28 protein-coding genes are annotated in these 18,787 nt (G+C 62.8%); 2 read left to right on the top strand and 26 right to left on the bottom strand.

What is annotated here, in order from left to right; all coding sequences use genetic code 11:
- Positions 1 to 3: 3 nt before the first annotated feature.
- The 12 genes from AC3ANW_RS06560 to AC3ANW_RS06505 form a co-directional block, all read right to left on the bottom strand.
- Positions 4 to 348, bottom strand: a complete 345-nt coding sequence (locus AC3ANW_RS06560; protein WP_488344387.1) for a hypothetical protein — start codon at positions 346 to 348, stop codon at positions 4 to 6.
- Positions 349 to 356: 8 nt separating this feature from the next.
- Positions 357 to 812, bottom strand: coding sequence for a phage tail tube protein (locus tag AC3ANW_RS06555; RefSeq protein WP_488344386.1), 456 nt, complete (start codon positions 810 to 812; stop codon positions 357 to 359).
- 10 nt (positions 813 to 822) lie between these two features.
- Complete coding sequence (locus AC3ANW_RS06550) at positions 823 to 1,170, bottom strand: phage tail termination protein (protein WP_488344385.1); 348 nt, start codon at positions 1,168 to 1,170, stop codon at positions 823 to 825.
- Positions 1,167 to 1,538, bottom strand: a complete 372-nt coding sequence (locus AC3ANW_RS06545; protein WP_488344384.1) for a hypothetical protein — start codon at positions 1,536 to 1,538, stop codon at positions 1,167 to 1,169. Before AC3ANW_RS06545 ends, AC3ANW_RS06550 begins: the two co-directional genes overlap by 4 nt.
- Positions 1,539 to 1,562: 24 nt before the next feature.
- On the bottom strand, positions 1,563 to 1,904 hold the full coding sequence (locus AC3ANW_RS06540) for a hypothetical protein (protein ID WP_488344383.1): 342 nt from the start codon (positions 1,902 to 1,904) through the stop codon (positions 1,563 to 1,565).
- Between the two features lie 676 nt (positions 1,905 to 2,580).
- Entirely contained in the window at positions 2,581 to 3,984 is a 1,404-nt protein-coding gene (locus AC3ANW_RS06535; RefSeq protein ID WP_488344382.1) for a hypothetical protein, read from the bottom strand.
- On the bottom strand, positions 3,984 to 4,286 hold the full coding sequence (locus tag AC3ANW_RS06530) for a hypothetical protein (RefSeq protein WP_488344381.1): 303 nt from the start codon (positions 4,284 to 4,286) through the stop codon (positions 3,984 to 3,986). The genes AC3ANW_RS06535 and AC3ANW_RS06530 overlap by 1 nt, the downstream gene beginning before the upstream one ends.
- A 16-nt stretch (positions 4,287 to 4,302) precedes the next feature.
- A complete protein-coding gene (locus AC3ANW_RS06525; protein WP_488344380.1) occupies positions 4,303 to 4,671 on the bottom strand; it encodes a DUF7370 family protein in 369 nt (122 codons plus the stop codon).
- The gene (locus tag AC3ANW_RS06520) at positions 4,668 to 5,114 is read right to left on the bottom strand and encodes a hypothetical protein (RefSeq protein ID WP_488344379.1); all 447 of its coding nucleotides are present in this window, start codon (positions 5,112 to 5,114) and stop codon (positions 4,668 to 4,670) included. Before AC3ANW_RS06520 ends, AC3ANW_RS06525 begins: the two co-directional genes overlap by 4 nt.
- A gap of 10 nt (positions 5,115 to 5,124) precedes the next feature.
- Positions 5,125 to 6,123, bottom strand: coding sequence for a major capsid protein (locus tag AC3ANW_RS06515; RefSeq protein WP_488344378.1), 999 nt, complete (start codon positions 6,121 to 6,123; stop codon positions 5,125 to 5,127).
- Between the two features lie 9 nt (positions 6,124 to 6,132).
- Positions 6,133 to 6,591 carry a hypothetical protein gene (locus AC3ANW_RS06510; RefSeq protein WP_488344377.1) on the bottom strand — a complete coding sequence of 153 codons (459 nt, stop codon included), beginning with the start codon at positions 6,589 to 6,591 and terminating at the stop codon, positions 6,133 to 6,135.
- A 3-nt stretch (positions 6,592 to 6,594) separates the two neighbouring features.
- Positions 6,595 to 7,908: a hypothetical protein gene (locus AC3ANW_RS06505; RefSeq protein WP_488344376.1), complete on the bottom strand. Its 1,314-nt coding sequence runs from the start codon at positions 7,906 to 7,908 to the stop codon at positions 6,595 to 6,597.
- A gap of 61 nt (positions 7,909 to 7,969) precedes the next feature.
- Between AC3ANW_RS06505 and AC3ANW_RS06500 the strand changes: the two genes are divergently transcribed.
- Positions 7,970 to 8,617 carry a hypothetical protein gene (locus AC3ANW_RS06500; RefSeq protein WP_488344375.1) on the top strand — a complete coding sequence of 216 codons (648 nt, stop codon included), beginning with the start codon at positions 7,970 to 7,972 and terminating at the stop codon, positions 8,615 to 8,617.
- 5 nt (positions 8,618 to 8,622) lie between these two features.
- Here the strand turns inward: AC3ANW_RS06500 and AC3ANW_RS06495 are convergent, their stop codons facing one another.
- Complete coding sequence (locus AC3ANW_RS06495; RefSeq protein WP_488344374.1) at positions 8,623 to 9,555, bottom strand: phage minor head protein; 933 nt, start codon at positions 9,553 to 9,555, stop codon at positions 8,623 to 8,625.
- Positions 9,552 to 10,946: an anti-CBASS protein Acb1 family protein gene (locus AC3ANW_RS06490; protein ID WP_488344373.1), complete on the bottom strand. Its 1,395-nt coding sequence runs from the start codon at positions 10,944 to 10,946 to the stop codon at positions 9,552 to 9,554. The genes AC3ANW_RS06495 and AC3ANW_RS06490 overlap by 4 nt, the downstream gene beginning before the upstream one ends.
- Positions 10,947 to 10,998: 52 nt before the next feature.
- Between AC3ANW_RS06490 and AC3ANW_RS06485 the strand changes: the two genes are divergently transcribed.
- Positions 10,999 to 11,910, top strand: coding sequence for a hypothetical protein (locus tag AC3ANW_RS06485; RefSeq protein ID WP_488344372.1), 912 nt, complete (start codon positions 10,999 to 11,001; stop codon positions 11,908 to 11,910).
- On the opposite strand, the gene terL is transcribed toward AC3ANW_RS06485, so the two are convergent.
- From terL to AC3ANW_RS06425, 12 genes are all read right to left on the bottom strand, one after another.
- Positions 11,881 to 13,281: a phage terminase large subunit gene (gene terL, locus AC3ANW_RS06480; protein ID WP_488344371.1), complete on the bottom strand. Its 1,401-nt coding sequence runs from the start codon at positions 13,279 to 13,281 to the stop codon at positions 11,881 to 11,883. The two genes, AC3ANW_RS06485 and terL, sit on opposite strands and share 30 nt — an antisense overlap.
- On the bottom strand, positions 13,278 to 13,745 hold the full coding sequence (locus AC3ANW_RS06475) for a DUF2280 domain-containing protein (RefSeq protein ID WP_488344370.1): 468 nt from the start codon (positions 13,743 to 13,745) through the stop codon (positions 13,278 to 13,280). Before AC3ANW_RS06475 ends, terL begins: the two co-directional genes overlap by 4 nt.
- 17 nt (positions 13,746 to 13,762) lie before the next feature.
- Positions 13,763 to 14,350, bottom strand: coding sequence for a putative metallopeptidase (locus AC3ANW_RS06470; protein ID WP_488344369.1), 588 nt, complete (start codon positions 14,348 to 14,350; stop codon positions 13,763 to 13,765).
- Positions 14,351 to 14,388: 38 nt separating this feature from the next.
- Positions 14,389 to 14,811 (bottom strand): hypothetical protein, encoded by a 423-nt coding sequence (locus AC3ANW_RS06465; protein ID WP_488344368.1) that lies wholly within the window; start codon positions 14,809 to 14,811, stop codon positions 14,389 to 14,391.
- A 68-nt stretch (positions 14,812 to 14,879) separates the two neighbouring features.
- Positions 14,880 to 15,023, bottom strand: a complete 144-nt coding sequence (locus tag AC3ANW_RS06460) for a hypothetical protein (protein WP_488344367.1) — start codon at positions 15,021 to 15,023, stop codon at positions 14,880 to 14,882.
- Complete coding sequence (locus AC3ANW_RS06455; RefSeq protein ID WP_488344366.1) at positions 15,023 to 15,427, bottom strand: hypothetical protein; 405 nt, start codon at positions 15,425 to 15,427, stop codon at positions 15,023 to 15,025. The genes AC3ANW_RS06460 and AC3ANW_RS06455 overlap by 1 nt, the downstream gene beginning before the upstream one ends.
- Entirely contained in the window at positions 15,424 to 15,933 is a 510-nt protein-coding gene (locus AC3ANW_RS06450; protein ID WP_488344365.1) for a nuclease domain-containing protein, read from the bottom strand. The genes AC3ANW_RS06455 and AC3ANW_RS06450 overlap by 4 nt, the downstream gene beginning before the upstream one ends.
- Positions 15,930 to 16,451 carry a DUF1367 family protein gene (locus AC3ANW_RS06445; RefSeq protein ID WP_488344364.1) on the bottom strand — a complete coding sequence of 174 codons (522 nt, stop codon included), beginning with the start codon at positions 16,449 to 16,451 and terminating at the stop codon, positions 15,930 to 15,932. Before AC3ANW_RS06445 ends, AC3ANW_RS06450 begins: the two co-directional genes overlap by 4 nt.
- Positions 16,448 to 16,786, bottom strand: a complete 339-nt coding sequence (locus AC3ANW_RS06440) for a hypothetical protein (protein WP_488344363.1) — start codon at positions 16,784 to 16,786, stop codon at positions 16,448 to 16,450. Before AC3ANW_RS06440 ends, AC3ANW_RS06445 begins: the two co-directional genes overlap by 4 nt.
- Positions 16,783 to 17,433 (bottom strand): DUF6475 domain-containing protein, encoded by a 651-nt coding sequence (locus AC3ANW_RS06435; RefSeq protein WP_488344362.1) that lies wholly within the window; start codon positions 17,431 to 17,433, stop codon positions 16,783 to 16,785. Before AC3ANW_RS06435 ends, AC3ANW_RS06440 begins: the two co-directional genes overlap by 4 nt.
- Positions 17,420 to 18,400, bottom strand: a complete 981-nt coding sequence (locus AC3ANW_RS06430; protein WP_488344361.1) for a hypothetical protein — start codon at positions 18,398 to 18,400, stop codon at positions 17,420 to 17,422. The genes AC3ANW_RS06435 and AC3ANW_RS06430 overlap by 14 nt, the downstream gene beginning before the upstream one ends.
- Positions 18,397 to 18,756, bottom strand: a complete 360-nt coding sequence (locus AC3ANW_RS06425; RefSeq protein ID WP_488344360.1) for a hypothetical protein — start codon at positions 18,754 to 18,756, stop codon at positions 18,397 to 18,399. Before AC3ANW_RS06425 ends, AC3ANW_RS06430 begins: the two co-directional genes overlap by 4 nt.
- Positions 18,757 to 18,787: the final 31 nt, after the last annotated feature.

Genomic DNA, 18,787 nt, shown 5'->3' with positions numbered 1-18,787 from the left:
GGCTCAGAAGTCGAAGAGTTGAGCCTTGATGCCCGCGCCGCCGAGCAGGTGCACCACGCCCTTGCAGTAGGCGCTGACGGTGGAAAGAATCACGGCCTTGGACTCGCCGGCGGCCAGCGGGATGTCCAGGCCAGCAGCGACCGACACGGTACCCAGGCCCGGCACAGCAACCGTCGTGGCGCCGTCACCGTCCAGCTTGGCGGTGAGCGCGCCGGCCGTGGTGTTGGTCAGCAGGAGCATCTGCTTCTTGGTCGACTTGAAGGTGATCGTGTCGTCGGCGGTCAGTGTGGCGATCGGAGAGGCGAAGACGCCCGCCTGGGCGGCGTTGATGGAGGTGATGGCAGCCATGATTCTCCTTAGGCGCGGATGTAGGAAATTTCGCCGTTGCTCATGGCGGTCATCGACCAGGTGGCCGCATCGGAGTAAGGCCGGTCGTCAGACCATTCGCTCACGATGAACGGGCCTTGGTACATGTCGCCGTCCGGGTCGATCAGCTGAATCCACACTTTTGGCTGGTTGCCGGTGGCGACGTCGGGGCTGATGGCGTGCGCCTTAAAGTCCTTCTGGCTGTACACGTCGTCGCCGTAGGTGACACCATCTCCGGAGAACTCGCCCGACTTGAACGTCACCAGGTTGGTTTTGGTGAACGCGGGGCTCTGGTCTGCCGTCGTGTCGACGGTGTCCCAGCTGGTCTTCATGGATTTGCCACGCATCATCCCCAGCCGTCGAAACGTCAGGGTGGCCGGATCGGCATCCTCCAGGGCGATTGCAAAATTAACGATGGTGTCGCGGCCGGTGAAAGCTCCAGACATGGTGTGTTCCTCAGTTGGTGATTGCCGAGACGGCGATTTCGAAAACAGGGCGGCCGTCATCGGTCGCCTGGAAGACCGGCTCGGCCGGCTGCATGAAGACCAGATCGCCACTGCTGACGCGCATGGCCTCGATGACTGCGTCTGCAGCGGCAGAAACCTCTGCTGCAGCTTGATCGATGGCGCCGACCAGAATCAGCGTGAAGCTCGGTCGGCGGACCAACTCAGCGGGTAGGCCGCCCGCCGGCTTGATGACGGCAAAGCGGTCGGTTTTCCCGCCGTCGACCCAGCGGCCGAACTGGATGCGCCAACCGGGTAGCAGCGGGGCGATGAAGTCGCGCATGGAGTCGGCGGCGCTCATGTTTTCAACGTGCCCTTGATGACGGCATCGATCAGCGGCTTGGCGTTCTCGAAGCCCAGGCGCAGGAAGTCTTTCTTCGCTGTGGGCCTGCGGAATTTCTGCTTCACATCCGGGTCGTTGACCGGGATGGCGTATTCCGCGGTGTAACCCGTGCTGCCGACGATCTTGGAACCGTCCTTTGAGACCTGGTTGTATCGACTGTTGATCAGGTTGCCGGTGGCGATGGGCGTCAGCACGCTGGCTTCGGATCCGCCCAGAATCAGCGACTGCAGCACCGACCGAGCGGCTTTGCGCTCAACCTCCGAGACGAACTTCGGCAGGTTGTTGGTCAGCTTGACCTTGTTGATGTTGACGCCGTTGAAAGCCATCCAACGAATGCTAGGAAGACCGCCCTACGACATGATCTTGAAATCGTCCGCTTCATTCTTGAACGTGTCGGCATACCGCGTCACGGCTCTCACCTCGAGCGCGCCGGCCTGAATAGGGCTGACCACCGCCGACTCCCCGATCAGCACCATGTCGCCCTGCTTGGCGGTCGACAGTTCGGTGAACAGGATCTGGCGGGTGGTGAACTCCACGCCCTTCGCATCGGTCATGCGGACGGATTCAGCGCTGTAGTCGCAGGCGAAGACCTGGGGCGGGCCGTAGGTGCTGGTGCCCAGCCAGTCGTCACGACCAAGGTTGGGCCAGATGGTGGCCCGGGAGGTGTACGAGAAACGTGCGGCGGCGGACATGGCCGCAATAGTAGGAAGGTGCAAGCATTGGCACATTTCTGACATGGTCGTAGAGCTCAGACCGACAGCTTCATTCCCGCCGCGTTGCAACCTGTCGGATCGTCAAATTAATCCGACAAGGAGCACAACATGCCACGAGGTGAAAAGACTGCATATACCGATAAACAGAAACGCGAAGCTGAACACATTGAAAAAGGGTACGAATCCCGCGGTGTGGCAAAAGATGAGGCGGAACGAAGGGCCTGGTCCACCGTAAACAAGGAGTCAGGTGGCGGTCGTAAAAGCGGCTCTGGCGTCGGTCACGCAACAAATAAGGAACCGGCTCACAAGGGTGGAAAGCTCGGCGGTGCTGCGGCATCTGCTCGCACAGCTGAAGAGCGATCGGCTTCCGCGCGAAAAGCTGCGGCGACCCGGAAACGGAATGCGGCCGCCCGTGCAACATAAGTGCGTAATGCAGTCAGACCACTAGCAAAAGAATATTGGATTCCGGGTCTGCGCCAATAAGCGGGCCGGTGATGCCGGCAGTGTCCCGGCCTGCCAGAGTCCGGCGCAACTGGGTCAGGCTGTTGTCTAAGCTCTTGAAGCTCTGCGAGGCGCCGGGACGCCCCCGTCAAGAAGCATTAACAAAACACGCTGCAGGATTACCAGCGCCGAGTTTTGTAGAGATGGAACGCGCTTAGGCCGGCATCGCATTGGAGTTGACAACGCCCGCTTTCGCCAGCGCCGAAATGTCCATGCCATAGCAGTCCATTGTTCCGCCACTGCTCGCATCCAGGACGATGGGTACGCCAGGGGCTGGCAGCACATTGACCTCATACAGGAATGCCGCACCAGTGCCAGCAATCTGGACGCTGGCGCTGGCAACATCGGTCCGCGCAGATGGGCGCACCTCACCGCCATACATCACAAAACGGGATGCGTCGATGAAGGCCACCACACGGCCATCACTGCCGCCGTATTTGCACATCATCATGAGCGCGGTGCAGCCTTCATGCCCCGTCGTCGCATTGTCTGTTGCGGTGCCGCTGTAACCGTTTCGTGAGAGCACCGTGCTGTAGAAATAGCTCGCATGCGTCACGCCCGAAGCATTCGCATGGATGTTCTCGGCATCACGGAAGTTCCACGACAGACGCTCATAGAACGAGTAGTAGTCATAGGCCCCCGTAATTGCCAGTCCGTTGGAACCGCCTGATCCTATGAAGTTCACACGGTCCATAACCAGGCGGCCTCGAATGCCGACTGCGGTCTGCAGGTTGGTGGCGTTAAAGGCGTTGCCACCGACAAACGTTACTTGAGACGCCCAGAAGGTAAATCCCGCAGTGGCCGCTGCAGTAACGTTTGCTGCGCCGTTGTTGCCCGCGGCGCTGTTCTGCACCTGCATGTACGCATCGCCCACCAGATTCCGGTCGTCGTGCGCACGGACATACACCACGCCTGCGGTGGTGTCGTGGAAATACGAACCAGCCGGCGCGGTTTGCATGGACACAAGACTTGCGACAGCCGTAAGCATCAGCTCCTCCGTGCCGTTCAGGACAGCCGGGCGAAGATCGATTGCCGGCCCGGTGTTCGCTGTACCTGTGGCACCCGGCGTGCTGTAGAAGTTGTACGTTGCGTCTTTAGTCCAGACCGGCAGGGTGTGCTTGCTGATCCAGATGCGGCCACCGTCTGAGGCGCGCAGCATTACCGATTTTGTCGGGCTGATGCCGCCAGTCCCGCGTGTTGACCACAGGATGCGGGAAGGCGGCGGCACCATGATGATGTCCAAAACATCAGCATCGGTTTTGGCAAGAGCTGTGCCAACGTTCAGCAGCGGAGCCGCCTGCGTGCCGGCATTTGTATTCACGCCATTGACGGAATCCGTCCAATACTGCTTTACGACCCCGCCGGTCGGCTTCAGGTTTTCCGCCGTGGCAGAAGTTGCGTAGACACCCGGAGCAGTGCGAGTGATTGTGAAGTCCCGCAAGATGCCCGCCGGAAGTGCCATCACGGAGGGCAGGACACCTAGGTAAGCTCCTGCGGCCTTGACGAACATCCCGGCCACTGCGGCATAAACGCCGTTTTTCTTAACGCTCGCACCCATTACGCGCTCGGCAGGTAAATAGTGCCGTCAGGACGACCGTCAGCGTCGGGCGGGACTGCTGCCGCCACGACAACCTCACGAATGTCACGGGACACGATGTGGTGGCTGCATGGTCCGGAGGCGGCAGTGACGCGGTGGCGGATCACCGTCGCAAACGGCCCGAAGTCCTGCGTGTTGGACGTCACGTTCACCAGGGCGGATCCATCCGCTTTCACGGTAGCAACACCGGCCGCGGCAACCCGCAACACCCGGCCTGCAGGCAGGAACACTTTGGCTTGAGAGCCCTGAGAGAGGTCAGGCATGTGAAGGCTCCGGCGGTCAGCAGACCACCATGAAAAGAGTGTTGGTTGCTGGATCAGCGCCGACCAGTGGGCCGGTGATGCCGGCGGTGTCGAGGCCTGCTAGCGTGCGGCGCAGCTGGGTCAGGCTGTTGTCGAAGTTTTTGAAACTCTGCGAAGCGCCGGAGGGAGCGCCCTGTGAAGCGATGCGCCGGGGTGCGCCAGCCGCCGCGATGATGGCCACCGCATAGGTCTGGATCAGCAGGCGCCTGGTGGCGTCGTAGCCGGCGTCGACCATGCGCTGCTCGACCGTGGCAACGGTTGCCACTGCCGCGTCCACGATGAAAGACGGCACGCTGACGCCGAGCGAGTCGCTCAGATACGCCTGCGCCTGCGTGGCCGTGATCATTTCTTCTTCGCAGTCGTGTTGCCGTTGGCTGCCGCATCGACTGCAGCAGCCTCAGCAGCAGCCAGCTTCTCGCGGAGGTCAGCCGCCTCCTTTTCCGCCGCACCACGGGCCTCCGACATTTCGTTAAAGGCTTCGGCGGCGCCCTGCAGTTGCAGCTGCAGATCGTCCTTCGCCTGCTCAGCAGCAGCCAGCTTTTCGCGGAGGTCGGCAATGTCGGCAGCGATCGCTTCAATGGTCGGCAGCGCTTGGCTGGCACCGGTCGGCGGTCGATTCACCCCGTCCGGCGCAACTGGCTCCGGAAACTCGACGGTCGCCCGAGCACCATCCGGAGCGATGCTGCACTTGCCCTGCGCCCAGGCAGGCAGGTAGGGCATATCGACCACATCGCCCACCTTGGCGCCAGCAGGCCAAGGAGCCTTCAGAAACTTGATTTCGTACAGCATGGCGCGCTCCTTAAGCCTGGGTGCCGTGGATGAAGGCCGACTGGCCGGCGAAGTCGCTGCGGAACTGCGGCGCAGCTGCAGCGATCACGCCGAACACGTAATCGTCTTCCGGCTCGATCCGGGTCTTGGGCCGGGTGGTGAGCGGCATGGCCGACAGGATGCCGCCCCACTCGCCCGCATCCAGATCCACGATGCCGATCAGCTCGTTCACCGGCAGCGACGAAGCCGGCAGGATTTCCTTGATCTGGCTGATGGCGCGCAGACGCTCCAGGATCGTGCCGCTGTAGTTGGTGGCGTAATCGGTGGTGTCTGCGGCCGTGTAGTCGCCCTGGTTCACGAACAGGGTGATCTGGCCGTATTGGTTGTCGCCCAGCGCCTGGGCAATTGCCTGTTTCACCATGGTCAGCCACTGCGCCCCGGTGGCGGTCGCCAGCGTGAAGCCGTGGGTGAATGCGTTGCGGGTCGGCAGGTTGCGCAGGCCGTAAATGGTGTTGCCGCCGACGTTGATGCTCGACAGGCCGTTCAGCACCATGTCTTCCATCTTCTCGGCGATACGACGCTGGTTGTTGCCGATGGCCGCGGTGTCGAACATGCCGCCGCCCTTGCGCATGACTTCCATCTGGCGCCAGCCGATGCGGCTGTTCGACGTCAGGATGGGCACCGGGGTGCCGGCGAAGGTCATCTCCGGGGTGTCGGCCTTGGCAGCGTTGCGGCCGTCCATCGACACCAGCACTTCGCCCGAGTCGCCCATCTGCGGGTAGTAGTTCACCAGGTCGGCGATGCTGACCGGGATCGTGCTGGCCTGGGCGAGCTTATTGAAGATCGGCAGGCGGCTGCGCGCCAGCATCTGCGCGCGGGTATCGATCCGGCGCCATGCGTCCAGCGGGATCGCCAGCGAGTTGCCTTCGATGTGCATGGCAGCGTTGGCGGCCATGGCTACCGCCCGGGCGTTGAAGCTGACACGGGCGGCCCTGATTCGGGCCTGTTGGTCTTCGGTGAACTTGAGCATGTTGACCCCTTAGGCCTTGGTGTAGAAGTTGGTGATGACCACATCGGCCAGCTCACCAGCGGCGACGGTCTTGCCGGCCTGGTCGTAGTGGGCAACCACGATGTTTCCGGAGACAGCAGCGGCCAGGCGGCCAGCAGCGGCAACGGTCAGTTCCTGGCCGGTGGTGTAGGTGCCGGCGGCCAGGGCCATGGCGTACTCGTCGTCCGGCTTGGGCAGGTAGGCGATGCCGGTCTCACCCGATGCGTACGGGGTTAGCAACGGCGAGGTGGCCAGGCCGATGCCGCCGGAAGCGTAGAAGTCGCGATCACCCAGGATGGCGAGGCGACCACCGCTGACGGCGGTCGCCTGGGTCAGCTGGGTGGCACCGATGAAGACGGCGGTGCCGGGCAGGAGCGCACCCGAAACGGTCTTGTCGGAGATGGTGCGGGGGCGCGGCACGCCGCTGCCGGAACGGAAAACACGGTTCATGGCTTAGGCCTCCACTTTGTTCATGTCGTAGGCGTCGAACTCGCTGGCCGAGTTCTTCGCGCTGTTGCCGATCACCACCGGTGCGGCCTTGGCGTCCAGTTCCTTCAGGCGCGCCAGGGGCATGGCCTTGAAGTCGTCAGCGGTCAGCGAGGAGTTGACGGCGAGCTTGTTTGCGAGGGCATCACGCTCCGCGTTCTCGACCTTGGCCTTGTCAGCTTCGAAGCCAGCGATCTGGCTGTTGGCCGCGACCAGCTTTTCTTTCTCAGCGTTGAGCGCGTCAACGTGAGGCTTGGCCTTCACGGCCTCATACGAAGCGAGCAGTTGCGCGTCGGTCATCGCCGCGACACCGCTGATGCCGGCCTGATTGAGCGCGGCGATGATGGTTTCTTTCACTTGGTCATCCTCTTGGGAGTTGGTGATGGGGACGTAATCGACCTTGCGTTTCACCGCCATGGCCTCGCCGACAAATGCTAGGGAGCCGTCTGCGGAGACCGCATAGCCCTGCTTCCACAGGTTTCCTTCGCGGTCAGTCCACACGAACTCGCGGGCATAGACCTCGCGCGGCCAGCCGCCGTCTGGCAGCAGGTTGCGCAGGCCGGTGTCAATCTGCTCGAAAGACAGTTCGGAGCCGTTGCCGAGCAGCTTGTAAAGCCAGCCGGCCAAGCCCTTGCCGCGGAGGTCATCCGGCGCGGCGTTCACCTCGACCGTCTCGACCTCTTCGGGCTGGCCGGCGGAATTCAGGAACATGCCGACGCCCTCGCCTGGCGTGCCGGCGCCTGACTCGTTGAGCAGGATGGCCAGGTGGTCGTACTGGAGTTCCGTGGCAATCGAGTCGTACTTCTTGCCACGGCTCTCGCCGTTGGCGGCAACCTCGCGCAGCAGCACGCCGGTGCTGACGTGGATGGGCTCGGCGTTGGTGCCGGCAATGGCGGCATCCAGGCGCTCGATCAGCGACCGGCCGGCGGCGGATGCCTGGGCCTGCTCGGCGTTCACGATCACATCGGTGAGGGTGCGGCCGGCTTCGTGGCGCACGTTGGTGCAGTACGCGCCGATCCAGGCCGAGGCCAGGGCTTCACCGTTAGCCGCGCTGATGTGCTGACCGGCGGCGTTCTTCGGGTGGCCGGCCGGCGCCGGCTTGCCGGACAAGCTGGGTGCGCCCGTCGCCAGCTCGGCGGCCGGGTAAAGCCGGCGGTTCATCACTATGTCGTCCGTGGCGCCGCAAACATCGCGGATCGTGTAGTTCTTGTCCGTCTTGGAAACGTTTGCCGCGTTGACGACGCTTCGGATGTGGACCCGCTTCTGATTCTTGCCTGCCATGTGCATGCCCCTTGTGGAGATGCATGGCTATGCTAGGGAGTGTTCCCGCTAAAAATCTTTTATGCCTTACACCCCGGCTGACATCCACAAAACAAATTGGGTCGACCTCTCATTCAACGACTTGATATGGATCCATCTTCATACCGTGTCACCGTTTGCCTGTGCCGATGGTTTGATACTTTCCACGCTGGGCACCACATTAGCAGAATTACGCCACATCAACGTGAGACGCAATAACGTCATTACACCGATCCTGGCCACCTTTGCAATATTAGACCAGTTGGGGTCGACATACGAAAACCCAACTTGCGAGCAAATCACCGAATCCAAAACACCCGCAATCAAAAGAGCGCTACACCATTTTGCCGGCATTCATTGGCAGTCAGACGATGCAAAGGCGCTATACGGGCTGCGCAATGCAATGATCCATGACGCAAGTGTTGTAGATCGGGGGGCGAACGGCAAAGGACCGTATCGACGTTATGCATTCGATAGTCAGGGCGATTTCTTGGTAGCCCATCCGCCAGCCCCATGGAATGGCGGATGGGGCGCGGCTCCATATACAACCATCGGAAATCCAGCATTTAAAGCATTGGCAGAATTGGCCATCAATCGCGTCAAAGAATTGTTCGCAAATGGATATTTGATATCAAAAATTGATAAAGACGAGCTTACAGACAAATATCTATTGGCGCTAAAGAAAGGATGATGAATTTATATTTTTTTCCAGGCTCTTAGTTCGTTCGCCATAGCCGACTGCAGCGCCTTCGTGAGAATAGGCTCGCCGCCGGCATCCAGCAGCGCCTCGGTCTGCGCGCAGTGGCACCGGTAGCGGTTGCCGTTGGTGGCATAGAAGGCACGCACCTCGGCAGTGCTGAAGGTCTTGCCGTTGCGGCTGGCATGCCATGCACGGGTGGTCGGGATCAGCGCCGACGTCCACAGCATGGCGGTCTTGATGCCCAGCTCGGCCTCCGCGTCGTCTGCTTCCGCCCAGCGCGCCTCGCGCAGCGTGCCGGTGATTTCAGTCTGGGCATACAAGGCCGCCCGCGACTTCGACACGTCCAGCACCTGCATGATTTCCGAGCGCACGGCTTTCGGGTTCTTCCCATCCACCACAGCGCGGCCGATGACGCCGGCCAGGTCGGTGCGGGCCTTGCTGGACAGGCCGGTCCAGTGCTCGCGGGCCAGCGTGCGGGCGATCTCGGCGCGGTTGCGGTAGGGCTGGCTGAACACCACCGACTGCAGCGTCCGCGTGGCGGCGTAACTGGCTGACAGCTGGGTCAGGTTGGCGACCGTCTGCGCCGTGCCCAGCTGGGCAGCCTCTTGCGCATAGACATCCCACCAGGCGACGTAATCGGCCTGGCGGCCATCCAGCACCCACCGATCGAGCGCCGCCTGCAGGTCAGCCGTGGTCTGGTTCAGCACCTGGGGCGTGGCGCCGTAGCGCACCGGGGGCAACGTCTCCGACCCCTTGTCGTCCTCGTTCATCTGGTAGACCGGGATCCGCTCGAAAACCGCAAGCACGTCAACCTGCAGGCCACGCCACCGGCGGTTGATCTCGGCCAGGCTGCGGCGGAGGATGCCGCTGCTGCCGGTGCGCTCGCGTGGGTTGCCCGGGATTACTGGATTTCGGACGCGCTCGCTCACGGTCTGGTCTTCGTGGCGCCCTTCGGGTCGGCGGCGGGATTGGCTGCCGGGTCTTCCGGATCAGGGTCGCCCTCCTCCGGCATGCCGTCATCGGCGCGAGGTTCGAAGCCGACCATTTGCCGCAACTCATTTGCGTCAAACAATGGCTCCGAGAGGCCCGCCTGGAATGCCTGCTGCATGGCGGCCGTGGCCTTGCCCAGGTTGGTCAGCTTGTCCAGGTCGCTCGGAGCATTCACCGGCGGCCATTCCACTTCGAAGTCGCCGGCATCGATCACCCCGGCGGCCTGCATGCGCCGGATGAACTCTTCCAGCATGGGCGTCAGGTCGTTGGCCTGCCGCGATGCACACCGCGCACCGAAGTCGGCCTTGTCTTCGTCGCTGGCCAGGCGGCCTGTCTGCTGGCCGAAAAGGATGGTGAAGGGCACCCGGATCGACGCGGCAAACAGATTGGCCGCGATCTCGAACTGTGGCGACAGGTCCGATACGATGGTCTGCAGCGTGGTGGCCTCGCCGCCCTGCAGCACGATGGATGAATCCTGATTGCGGTTCAGGGAACGGGTCTGCGACTCATGGACCTCGCGCACCGACTGCGTGGAAACGCTGCCGTCCGGGTTGGCCGTGGTGATGGGCTGGACCGTCGAATTGGCGTCGTACTTGAAGACGATGGTCCGGGCACTGTTCTTCAACGCCGACTCAGCCCCGCCGCCGCTGAGCTTCTCGATGTCGACAAGGTTGTTGAAGCCGGCCCGCAGCAGCGGTACGCCTTCGAACATGTCACCCACGCTGCCCTCGGCCAGTATCTGCACGCGGGTGTGGTGGACGTCGCGCCAGGTCGCCGGCTGGGCCTGGGTGTCGACGGCGCCGATGGGACGCGTGAGGTATTGGTACGTGACCGGCTGGCCGTAGCGGTCGGAGTTTTCATCCTCATCCCACTTCGTCACCTTGATCTGGTCTTCGAACACCGGGATCAGGTCGACCAGCTTTGAAGCAGTCACCAGCGGCGCGCTAAGAGGCTGGCTGTCGGCCATGCGGTAAATCAGCGCGGAGTACCTGCCGACCAGGTTGCGGCGGTCCAGGTCACGCAGCTTCTGCCAGCCTTTGATAGAGCGAAGGACCTTGCCCACCGCCGTCTCCCACGGCGTCTCTTTGTCGGCATTGGGCTGCTTGATGCGGGGCAGCTTTTGCCAGCAGCCATCGAGCAGGCGGTGGACGGCACCGTGGGCCGCGCCGCCTCGGTCATAGGCCTGCTTAAAGTCCGTGAAGGTGAGATCGGTCCTATATCCGTACTGGGCCCATGCCGTTGGGCGTTTGGCGTCGAGACTGCCCCAAACGGCAAGCGCGCTCTCGCGGGCGCGGATCACATCATGCTCATTGACAGTTAGTTTGCTCATAAACTCCGATGCTACGGAGCCAGAACTTTTGCTAATCAACTTAATAACCACCATGTCAACCAAAAGCGATGACTACCGACTCGGCTTCTGCGCTCTAACAAAACAATCGGGCAAATATGTGAAGTCGCACATTTTACCGAGAGCACTCACCAAAATATCCACAAACGGATCCAAAATCATTCAAGCAAGAATAGGCGGGGGAAAATCACAACGCTTGGACACATGGTATGACGATCAACTCTGTACAGCCGAAGGCGAGTCAATTCTTGAAAGATTTGACACTCACGGCATTGAGATACTTCGCGAACTCAACCTGGTCTGGAGCGGCTGGGATCCGCTTGCGAATGCGTTAGTGGCCACGAAGTGGGATCAACTCCCCATAACAGACGGCCCGCGCGTTCTCATATTCAGCAAACAGGTCGAACTTCGTCTATTTTTGCTTAGCATATTATGGAGAGCATCCGCAAGCAAACGACCAGAATTTAAAGATTTCAAGCTATTGCCTAGCGAAGAGGAGAGCATCAGGGATAAATTGATTAAAAAAGATCCTGGATCGCCAGATGAATTTCCAGTTTTTCTTTACCAATGCAGCACACGCGGCCCAAACTTCAACAGAACGCCAATAATCGAGCACTTTGAAGTGGATGACCTAGATGGGCCAAAGGAAAAGCCTTACACTCGCGCAAGAATATACATGGATGGCTTCATCGCGCAGATTTTACTACCGAGAGACATCGTTTTTTCGCAAAAGTACAAAAACATGTTTCTTGGAAACAGTGAAAAAACCATAGTTCATACTCACAAGTTTGAAGAATCCCGAACATACGCAGATATGAAAGAGCTTATAGTCACTGTTGAAGGTGAGCATTTCACGCCACCACAAAAGTCATCACCTATTGCTGCCGCGGTGCAAATATATATAGGAGATACTGTTTTACATAAATATTCCGGCCGCGGGATGTAGCAGCGCGTTAAACGCCCTTGCCGCCCCATCCACCTGGTCGTCGTATTTCCCGTTCGGAAATAGCCGGCACTCATCAATGAAATGTTGGTTCCACCCTCCCTTCAACAGCAGTACCGCGCCGGCATTGATCTGGCTGGCGAGCGGCGTGGCCCGGGTCACCTTGTCGCCCGACTCCGGGCTGAAGTGCACCGCATGCCCAGCCAGCAGCTTGGCGAACGCTAGCACCTGACTCTTACCGGCCTGCCCTGGATCCTGCGGAATGCTCTGCTTCAGCGCCCGGCCGTCGCTGGTGGCCGTGTTCTTGATGAGCATGTCCCGCTGGTGGGTTTCGAACTGCTCGCGGACAGCGTGGCCGATGACGTATCGCCCGTCCTGCATGCGCCCCACCTTCACCCCTGCGGTGAAGTCGCCGGATGCTGATGCGCCCAGGTCCCAGCCGCGGCACCACTCCACCACGCCCGGCGGAATGACGTCGACCACCGTCATCAGGTCGGGCTTGATCACCCCGCCTTCGGGTGGCGCAGGGCTCTGCCGGTACTGGCCGGCGAACACATAGGGCGCGGCCTTCTCCATGGCGCGCAGCACGTCGGCGCTGTGTGTCTCCGGCCAGAGCGGTGTGCCGTCCTCATTCCACACCGGTAGGCATACATGCTCCCAGACCTCGCCGTTCCCCCCGGCCTTGACGCCTGGCTCCTCTCCCAGCAGCCACCCGGCCAGGTCGCCTTCGTGCAGGCGCTGCATGATCACGATGATGGGCGTCTGGGGGCTGTTCTTCCGGCTCTCCAGTGTGTTCTGGAACCAGTCGATGACGTTCTGACGCATGACGTCCGAGCGCGCCTCATCAGCCTTGTGCGGGTCGTCGATGATGATTGCCCCACCGAAACCTTCACGGTGTTTGCCGGCGCCGAAGCCCGTGATCGTGCCGCCGGTGCCGGCTGCGTACATCACGCCGCCCTTCGTCGTCTTCCAGTGGTGGCGCGCATCGGTGGCCAGTTCCACCTCGGGGAAGATTTCCGCGTAGACCTCGTGCTGCACCACACCGCGTACGCCCGCGCTGTTGTTGATGGCCAGGTCGGCGCTGTAGCTGGCGTGGATGAACTCGGAATCCGGCACTTTGCCGAACGCCCAGGCGATGAAGTTCACCACTGCCAGTTCGGTCTTGGAATACCGCGGCGGGACGTTGATCACCAGGCGCTTGCACTCGCCACGGAACACCCGCATCAGTGCGTCGCAGATCAGTTTGTGGTGCCTGGCCCGCCGCCATGTGAAGCCCTTGCGTCGCAGGAACATCCACCGGCTGAAGAAGTAAAGATCCTGGCGCGCCATCTCGGCCGCCGCCAGCGATTCGCCGGCCGTGAATTCGCGCCTCACACCTCAGCAGCGATGCGGCGCGCTGTCTCGGCGAACTCGGCCGGCGTAAGGTTGGCCTGCTGGATCGGACCGCCGCCCTTGCCGGTCAGCTCCCGCCGATTCGTGAACGCGCCGCCGTATTCCTTGGCGGCCTGCTCGAGCAGCTGGGAAGCCAGGGCCATGTTGCCGCGCTCCTCGGCCTTGGCGAGCATACGTTGCAGCACACGGAGCCGGAAAGCCTGCTGGGCGATGGGAATCACACTGGCGTCGGCGAGAAACTTTTCACGGGTCGCCTCGAAAAGCGCCTTCAGCTTCGGGCTGAGACCTTTGCCGCCGGGCTTCGTCGGGTCGTACTTTCCCGCCTGCATGCGCTCGATCTTGATGCCATGCGCTTGGGATACAGCCTCCGCGGCCTGGGTGGGCGTGTCGAAGCACGCCAGCGACTGAACCAGCGTGATTTTTGCGTCTTCGGTGAGAACGGCCATGTATCCCTTCCGTCGCCCTACGCGGATCGCAGCAGGCAAGTGCCGCATGCCCCAGCGATGGATGAGCGGCTGACCTCAGGCATGCCCCTGGCTGCGGCTGCCAGTTGCGCGATCGCGCCGTTGGGATCACCGACACCGTACCGGCGGACCACCGCAACGAATTCCTCGACATCGTGGCCTTGGAGCCCGATCTTAGGAAGGCCGTCCTTGGTGAACGACGGAGCGCCGAACGCATCCTTCAGGTGAGCCAGGTGGAACAGCTCATGCTCGACCAGCGCGCACCAGTCGGTGTCGGTGCATTCTTGGGCGTACCGGCCGTCGAAGGTGATCAAGAAGGTGGGCGTGTCGCCGAACCATTCCCGCATCTGCTGCTCCTGGCGGGCCTTCTGCCAGCCGCCGGCGCGGAACATGACCTGCTCGGTCTGACCGATGACGGATCGGCCCTGCTTGGCGAAACCACCGTTGGCCCACAGCACCTGCAGGTCGGCATCGAGTATGTGGCGGTGGTCGGGGTTGTAGATCGAACCGCCCTCGTTCAACACCTCGCGGGTGATCCACTCCAGCACCTCAGGGGCCGGGGCCAGCGCGGTGTAGAGGTTGTCCATGAGGGATGCGGGAGGACGCGGGCGGCTCTGCCCTGCCCTTATTTCGGTTCGTCGGCCCATACCCGGCTGTTCCTCATCTTGAATCGTTGTTTGGTTGGGCGCGGTGGTCGCTGGCGAGCCCGGCGGGCCTGCTCCTTCTCCTGCCACTCCTGGGTGTCTTGCTCGCGGACGCTGACGCAGCGGGTCACGCCGTCGTGCGTGGTGGTGCGGTAGATCACGGCCCGGGTGTCGTGCCCTTCCAGCTTCACGGTGACCGGGCGGTGAGCCAGATCGAACACCGATGCTGGCGCCCTGCACTTCTCGCGCTTCACGGCTGCGGCGCTGACGATGCGGCGGATGGATGGAGCCGAGGCCCATTCGTCGTGGCTGTCGTCGTGCGTTTGTGCTGCGGCGGCCGGCGCGCGTTCCTCCTCCACCTGGGTGACGAAATCGAACGCGAGTTGCCGGCTATCAAAGAACATCCTGCCCGTCCTTTTGCGGAGCAATGCCGATGCTAGGGAGGAGCGCATAACCATCCGGCCGCGGACTTTCACGATGGGCACTCCTCGGCCGGACCTTCGTCCGCGCGTGCCGCCGCTATGGCGTCGACCATGCGTTTTTCGCAGCCGGCGCAGCCGCTGGAGTAGCAGTCCCACTGCTCGCGGGCGGCCTGAGCGCAGTCTTCGCAATCCATCAGGCGCCGGCCTCACCGAACAGCATCCTGTCAAAGGCGTGCCGTTGTGCAGGCCGCGGCTTGGCGCTGTGCTGCGCTAGCAGGCGCCGGCGCACGGCAGCCACCGCCTCGGGGGTAGGCATCTGCCAAGGCTGCACCGCGAGCGACTGCACAGTCTCGCGTGGAGCATCGAGAAGCGCGTAGACGGCGGTCACCCGACCCTGCCGCATCAGCGTTCTGGCAACCCGAATGCGCTTGGTGTCTTGCAGGTGATGCAGGTACAGGTAGATCAGCCGCCGGCTCACTCCAAGCGTGTTGGCCAACTCCAGGGCCTCGAGGTCGCGCGACTCCAGCGCGGCCAAGATCGTGCAGAGCTTTTCCTGTGCGCTGTCCGATGCGAAGGACATGGTGCGGGCAGTGGTCATAGGAGGTCCAGGGCCACGGGCGTGGCGTTGAGGTTGTCTAGCGCCCACTGCGCGGCGCGGCGGTCGGCTTCAGGAATCGTTTGCAGGGTGACCAGCAGCCGCCACACGTTCACCTGGCGAAGGTGGGCGGCCATGAAGGCGGCCTCGCGCTCGGCGCCGGTGGCGCTGTAGCTGCTGTCGAGCCAGGTGTGGCAGCGGGCGCAGCCCCAGACCGAGTAGCAGTCGTCGGCTTTGCGGTGGCCGCCCTTCTCGTGCTCGGCCAGGTTGGAATGGCACGCGACGGTGGTTTCGCGATCACCGTTACAGACGCCTGGCACCTGCAGCAGACACGCGCGGCCGCGTGCCATGGCCAGGAGATGCGGGTTGCGGCGTGCGACGGTTTTGGGCTGAGCCCGCAGCGCTGCCGGGCCAAACACGGCTCGACGCTGGGCGGGCGTGAAAGCGATGGATAGGCGACCGGGTTCATCGACCTGGCGTACGCGGGCTGATGGGCGCTTGAAGCTCATTCGCGGAAACTCCCCAAGATCGTCTCGATGGACTCGATACGCTGAGCCGGCGTGAGGTGGCGCCACAGCGTCTTGCCGGCGTGTTCGGTGCGGAGGAACTCAACGGCGGCCCGGTGGAAAACCTCCATCTCGCCCTGCTCCAACTTCGAATAGCTGATCGACCTCGGCACGGGAATGACCCCGCCCTTTGGTCCCGGGAACCAATCCACAAAACCGCTGCCGACCTTCAGCCATGTGCGGAAGGATTCGAAGGCCTCGAACTTTTCCTGTCCTTCGAACACGGCCTGCTCCAGCGCCATGTGCTTGCGGTGGAACCAGCCCAGCCGGGCCTGGTGGGTCTTGATGTCGACCATCTCGCCCGGCTCCAGCTTGAAGATGCGATTCCAGAGGCCGCGCCACTGGCGCCGGCCGGTCTCGCCCAAGCCGTCGATGATTCCGAAGATCACCCGGCGGGCGATGGCGCGGTCGGCCTCGCTGATCTCGATTGCTTCCTGGCGAACAAGGGTGATGTCGCTCACGGCGTCACCTCGATTTCCACTTTCCATTCGCCGGGCTTGCCGCGGCGCTGGTCGTATTTCCAGGTGATGGACGGATCGCGGTCGTCGCGGCCCAGCCACTCAGCCACCTGGTCGACTGGCCCCTTCAGGCTGGCGGGCAGGTTGTCGTGGGCGTCCAGACCATTGCCCGGCGATACGCGGCACAACGTCACGGTGACCGGGCCGGCGGGCGGTTTGTGCACGGCCAGCATCCAGGCAACGCCCAGGCGCTCGTGCTTCACGCGGCGGGCCCGGGCGCGGAAATGCTCGCGGTCGTTCTGGCCGGTTCCGGTTTTGAGCGGGACCACCACCTTCACTGCCGGCCTCCAAGCGTTGGCAGGCCACGCATGGCCAAGTCGGCGACCGACGTGTAGGTGATGGCGGTCTTCGCGGCGCCGCCGCCTTGGTAGACCACGCGGCACCGGTCCGGATCCCCGATCAGCGCTGGGCGCGGCAGCGGAATGCCCTTCTTTTCGTATTCGTGGTCCGGCGAGCGGTCACCCGGCAGTCGGCGCGGGTAGTCGAAATCACGGCGCTCGGTGTAGGCACGGTGGGACTGCTGGAACCGGTGCTGCAGGTAGCTCAGTTCGGCAATCTCTGTGCGGCACAGCTTCGGCCAGCCGCCCAGGTCCTCTACCGCGGCATGGATCGCCGGGTCATCGAACACGACATCGGTGTACGCGCCGACACGAGCCATGGCGTCGTGGGTCTTACCCCAGGCCAGCGCGGCGCGGTCCGTCGCCGTGCCGGCCAGGATGCGCACGACGTCCGCCACCTTCGGGGCAAACTGGCCGTGTTCCGCATCGGTGGCGTGCCGCTGCATGGCGGTCTTCACCTGCTCCAGCGCAAAGCCTTGGCAGGCGCCCCACCAGGTGTCGAGCAGGAAGCCGCTCGTGTCCTGGCGGTAGTACGCCATGACGTCTTTGACCAGTTGGCCGAACGCGGCCTTTTCACGCTGCTGCATCGACTGCTCCTTGGTTCGCCCAGGCGTCGACCACGGCTTGGCCGCGCGCCTCCAGGGCCTCCTGCTTGTTGGGTTGGCGACGCTCGCCGGCGAGGTGCTGGCAGGTCGCGGTGAGCCACGAGCGGGCATCGGCCGGCTGCTCGGCGACGGCGTTGCGGATGGCGGTCATCACCGTGTCGCCGTGGGGGTGGTCCTTCACCAGTTTTCCGATGAAGGCTCGGGCCTGTGGCTCCGGCATGCCCTGCCCGTCCAGCAGCGAAACGGCGGCGCGCCAGAGTTCGGCCTTCGCCAACTCCTCCGGCGTCTTGGGCGGCTTGGGGGCTGGCGTGGGTGCCGGGGGTAGGGCTGGCGGAGGCGGTGCCGGTGGGGTTGGTGACGGCGCCCCGCCGTCCGTATCGTCAGATACGGAACTATTTCCCTTCTCCTTCCCTTCTCCTTCTCTTCTCTTGGATTCAGTCGCAAGGTCTGTGACAGGCTCTTTTGAAGTCTGTGACAGGGTCTGTTGAAGCTTCCTGATCTCATCTGCAACATGCGACCGCTCGGCGTCTGTCTTGGCATCCTTCAGGCGCTTTTCGAGCGCTGCGAGGCGGGCCTTTCCGGTCTTGGCACGTTGGGCTGCCTTCTTCTCGATGGCGTTGTTGATGCCTTCGGCCACCACCGGGTGATACAGGCGTCCATCGCTGCACAGCACCCAGCCGCGCAGCGCACCTACCTTCAGCTTTTTCCAGGTCTTGGTGTCGCGCGCCAGTTCGGCCAGGCGGCACAGTTCGATGTCGTTGTCCGGCAGGCTGCCTGCTGGCACCTGGTCCCACGACTTCAGCCATAGAGTCACGCCCGCACGCCATTCGCCATCGGTGGCCTGGGCATGGAACGATGAGCCGAACAGGCGCGCGCGGAACAGCGGCGTGTGCGGAAAGTCCTGCAGGGTGCAGCCGGCAGGGGTTAGCGGTGCGGGGCAGTCGCTCAAGCGCCGTTCCTCGCGTAGATGCTGCCGCCGGCCGTGCCGTGGCCGAACATGCGTTGAACCGAGCCCACGACGCGAACTTCCTTTTCACGCAGGGCGCGCGCGTAGATAGAACCGAAAGCCCGGCGCTCGCCAGGATCGATGCCGGCCGCCACGCAGGCCAGGGTCACCAGTTCGCCGGAGATGGGGCCGTGCTCCGCGATGTAGTCGAGGACGAAGCGGTAGGCGCGCTCGGCGAAGTTCGGGCAGATGCCCTCGGCCTTCTCTGCGGCCAGGGTGGCGCCGACAACACCAGCGGCATGCGCAGCGTCCATTGGGATGGGCAGGCTCATGCCGAGTTGCATTTGGTGGGTGGTCATGTCGAACTCCCGTCCTTAATTGGATAGACCT

The organism is Xylophilus sp. PBN-3R, from assembly GCF_057747805.1.
Note: the sequence above shows the minus strand (reverse complement) of the source record. Positions and strands in the feature narration are given on the sequence as shown.

What these genes read in the sequence shown, in the direction of transcription:
- AC3ANW_RS06465 (WP_488344368.1), bottom strand. Translation starts at nt 14,811, where the DNA reads ATGTTCTTTGATAGCCGGCAACTCGCGTTCGATTTCGTCACCCAGGTG.
- AC3ANW_RS06540 (WP_488344383.1), bottom strand. Translation starts at nt 1,904, where the DNA reads ATGTCCGCCGCCGCACGTTTCTCGTACACCTCCCGGGCCACCATCTGG.
- AC3ANW_RS06560 (WP_488344387.1), bottom strand. Translation starts at nt 348, where the DNA reads ATGGCTGCCATCACCTCCATCAACGCCGCCCAGGCGGGCGTCTTCGCC.
- AC3ANW_RS06520 (WP_488344379.1), bottom strand. Translation starts at nt 5,114, where the DNA reads ATGCTGTACGAAATCAAGTTTCTGAAGGCTCCTTGGCCTGCTGGCGCC.
- AC3ANW_RS06455 (WP_488344366.1), bottom strand. Translation starts at nt 15,427, where the DNA reads ATGACCACTGCCCGCACCATGTCCTTCGCATCGGACAGCGCACAGGAA.
- AC3ANW_RS06425 (WP_488344360.1), bottom strand. Translation starts at nt 18,756, where the DNA reads ATGACCACCCACCAAATGCAACTCGGCATGAGCCTGCCCATCCCAATG.
- AC3ANW_RS06460 (WP_488344367.1), bottom strand. Translation starts at nt 15,023, where the DNA reads ATGGATTGCGAAGACTGCGCTCAGGCCGCCCGCGAGCAGTGGGACTGC.
- AC3ANW_RS06525 (WP_488344380.1), bottom strand. Translation starts at nt 4,671, where the DNA reads ATGATCACGGCCACGCAGGCGCAGGCGTATCTGAGCGACTCGCTCGGC.
- AC3ANW_RS06505 (WP_488344376.1), bottom strand. Translation starts at nt 7,908, where the DNA reads ATGGCAGGCAAGAATCAGAAGCGGGTCCACATCCGAAGCGTCGTCAAC.
- AC3ANW_RS06435 (WP_488344362.1), bottom strand. Translation starts at nt 17,433, where the DNA reads ATGCAGCAGCGTGAAAAGGCCGCGTTCGGCCAACTGGTCAAAGACGTC.
- AC3ANW_RS06530 (WP_488344381.1), bottom strand. Translation starts at nt 4,286, where the DNA reads ATGCCTGACCTCTCTCAGGGCTCTCAAGCCAAAGTGTTCCTGCCTGCA.
- AC3ANW_RS06515 (WP_488344378.1), bottom strand. Translation starts at nt 6,123, where the DNA reads ATGCTCAAGTTCACCGAAGACCAACAGGCCCGAATCAGGGCCGCCCGT.
- AC3ANW_RS06475 (WP_488344370.1), bottom strand. Translation starts at nt 13,745, where the DNA reads ATGGCCGTTCTCACCGAAGACGCAAAAATCACGCTGGTTCAGTCGCTG.
- AC3ANW_RS06555 (WP_488344386.1), bottom strand. Translation starts at nt 812, where the DNA reads ATGTCTGGAGCTTTCACCGGCCGCGACACCATCGTTAATTTTGCAATC.
- AC3ANW_RS06545 (WP_488344384.1), bottom strand. Translation starts at nt 1,538, where the DNA reads ATGGCTTTCAACGGCGTCAACATCAACAAGGTCAAGCTGACCAACAAC.
- AC3ANW_RS06470 (WP_488344369.1), bottom strand. Translation starts at nt 14,350, where the DNA reads ATGGACAACCTCTACACCGCGCTGGCCCCGGCCCCTGAGGTGCTGGAG.
- AC3ANW_RS06500 (WP_488344375.1), top strand. Translation starts at nt 7,970, where the DNA reads ATGCCTTACACCCCGGCTGACATCCACAAAACAAATTGGGTCGACCTC.
- AC3ANW_RS06450 (WP_488344365.1), bottom strand. Translation starts at nt 15,933, where the DNA reads ATGAGCTTCAAGCGCCCATCAGCCCGCGTACGCCAGGTCGATGAACCC.
- AC3ANW_RS06485 (WP_488344372.1), top strand. Translation starts at nt 10,999, where the DNA reads ATGTCAACCAAAAGCGATGACTACCGACTCGGCTTCTGCGCTCTAACA.
- AC3ANW_RS06550 (WP_488344385.1), bottom strand. Translation starts at nt 1,170, where the DNA reads ATGAGCGCCGCCGACTCCATGCGCGACTTCATCGCCCCGCTGCTACCC.
- AC3ANW_RS06510 (WP_488344377.1), bottom strand. Translation starts at nt 6,591, where the DNA reads ATGAACCGTGTTTTCCGTTCCGGCAGCGGCGTGCCGCGCCCCCGCACC.
- AC3ANW_RS06535 (WP_488344382.1), bottom strand. Translation starts at nt 3,984, where the DNA reads ATGGGTGCGAGCGTTAAGAAAAACGGCGTTTATGCCGCAGTGGCCGGG.
- AC3ANW_RS06490 (WP_488344373.1), bottom strand. Translation starts at nt 10,946, where the DNA reads ATGAGCAAACTAACTGTCAATGAGCATGATGTGATCCGCGCCCGCGAG.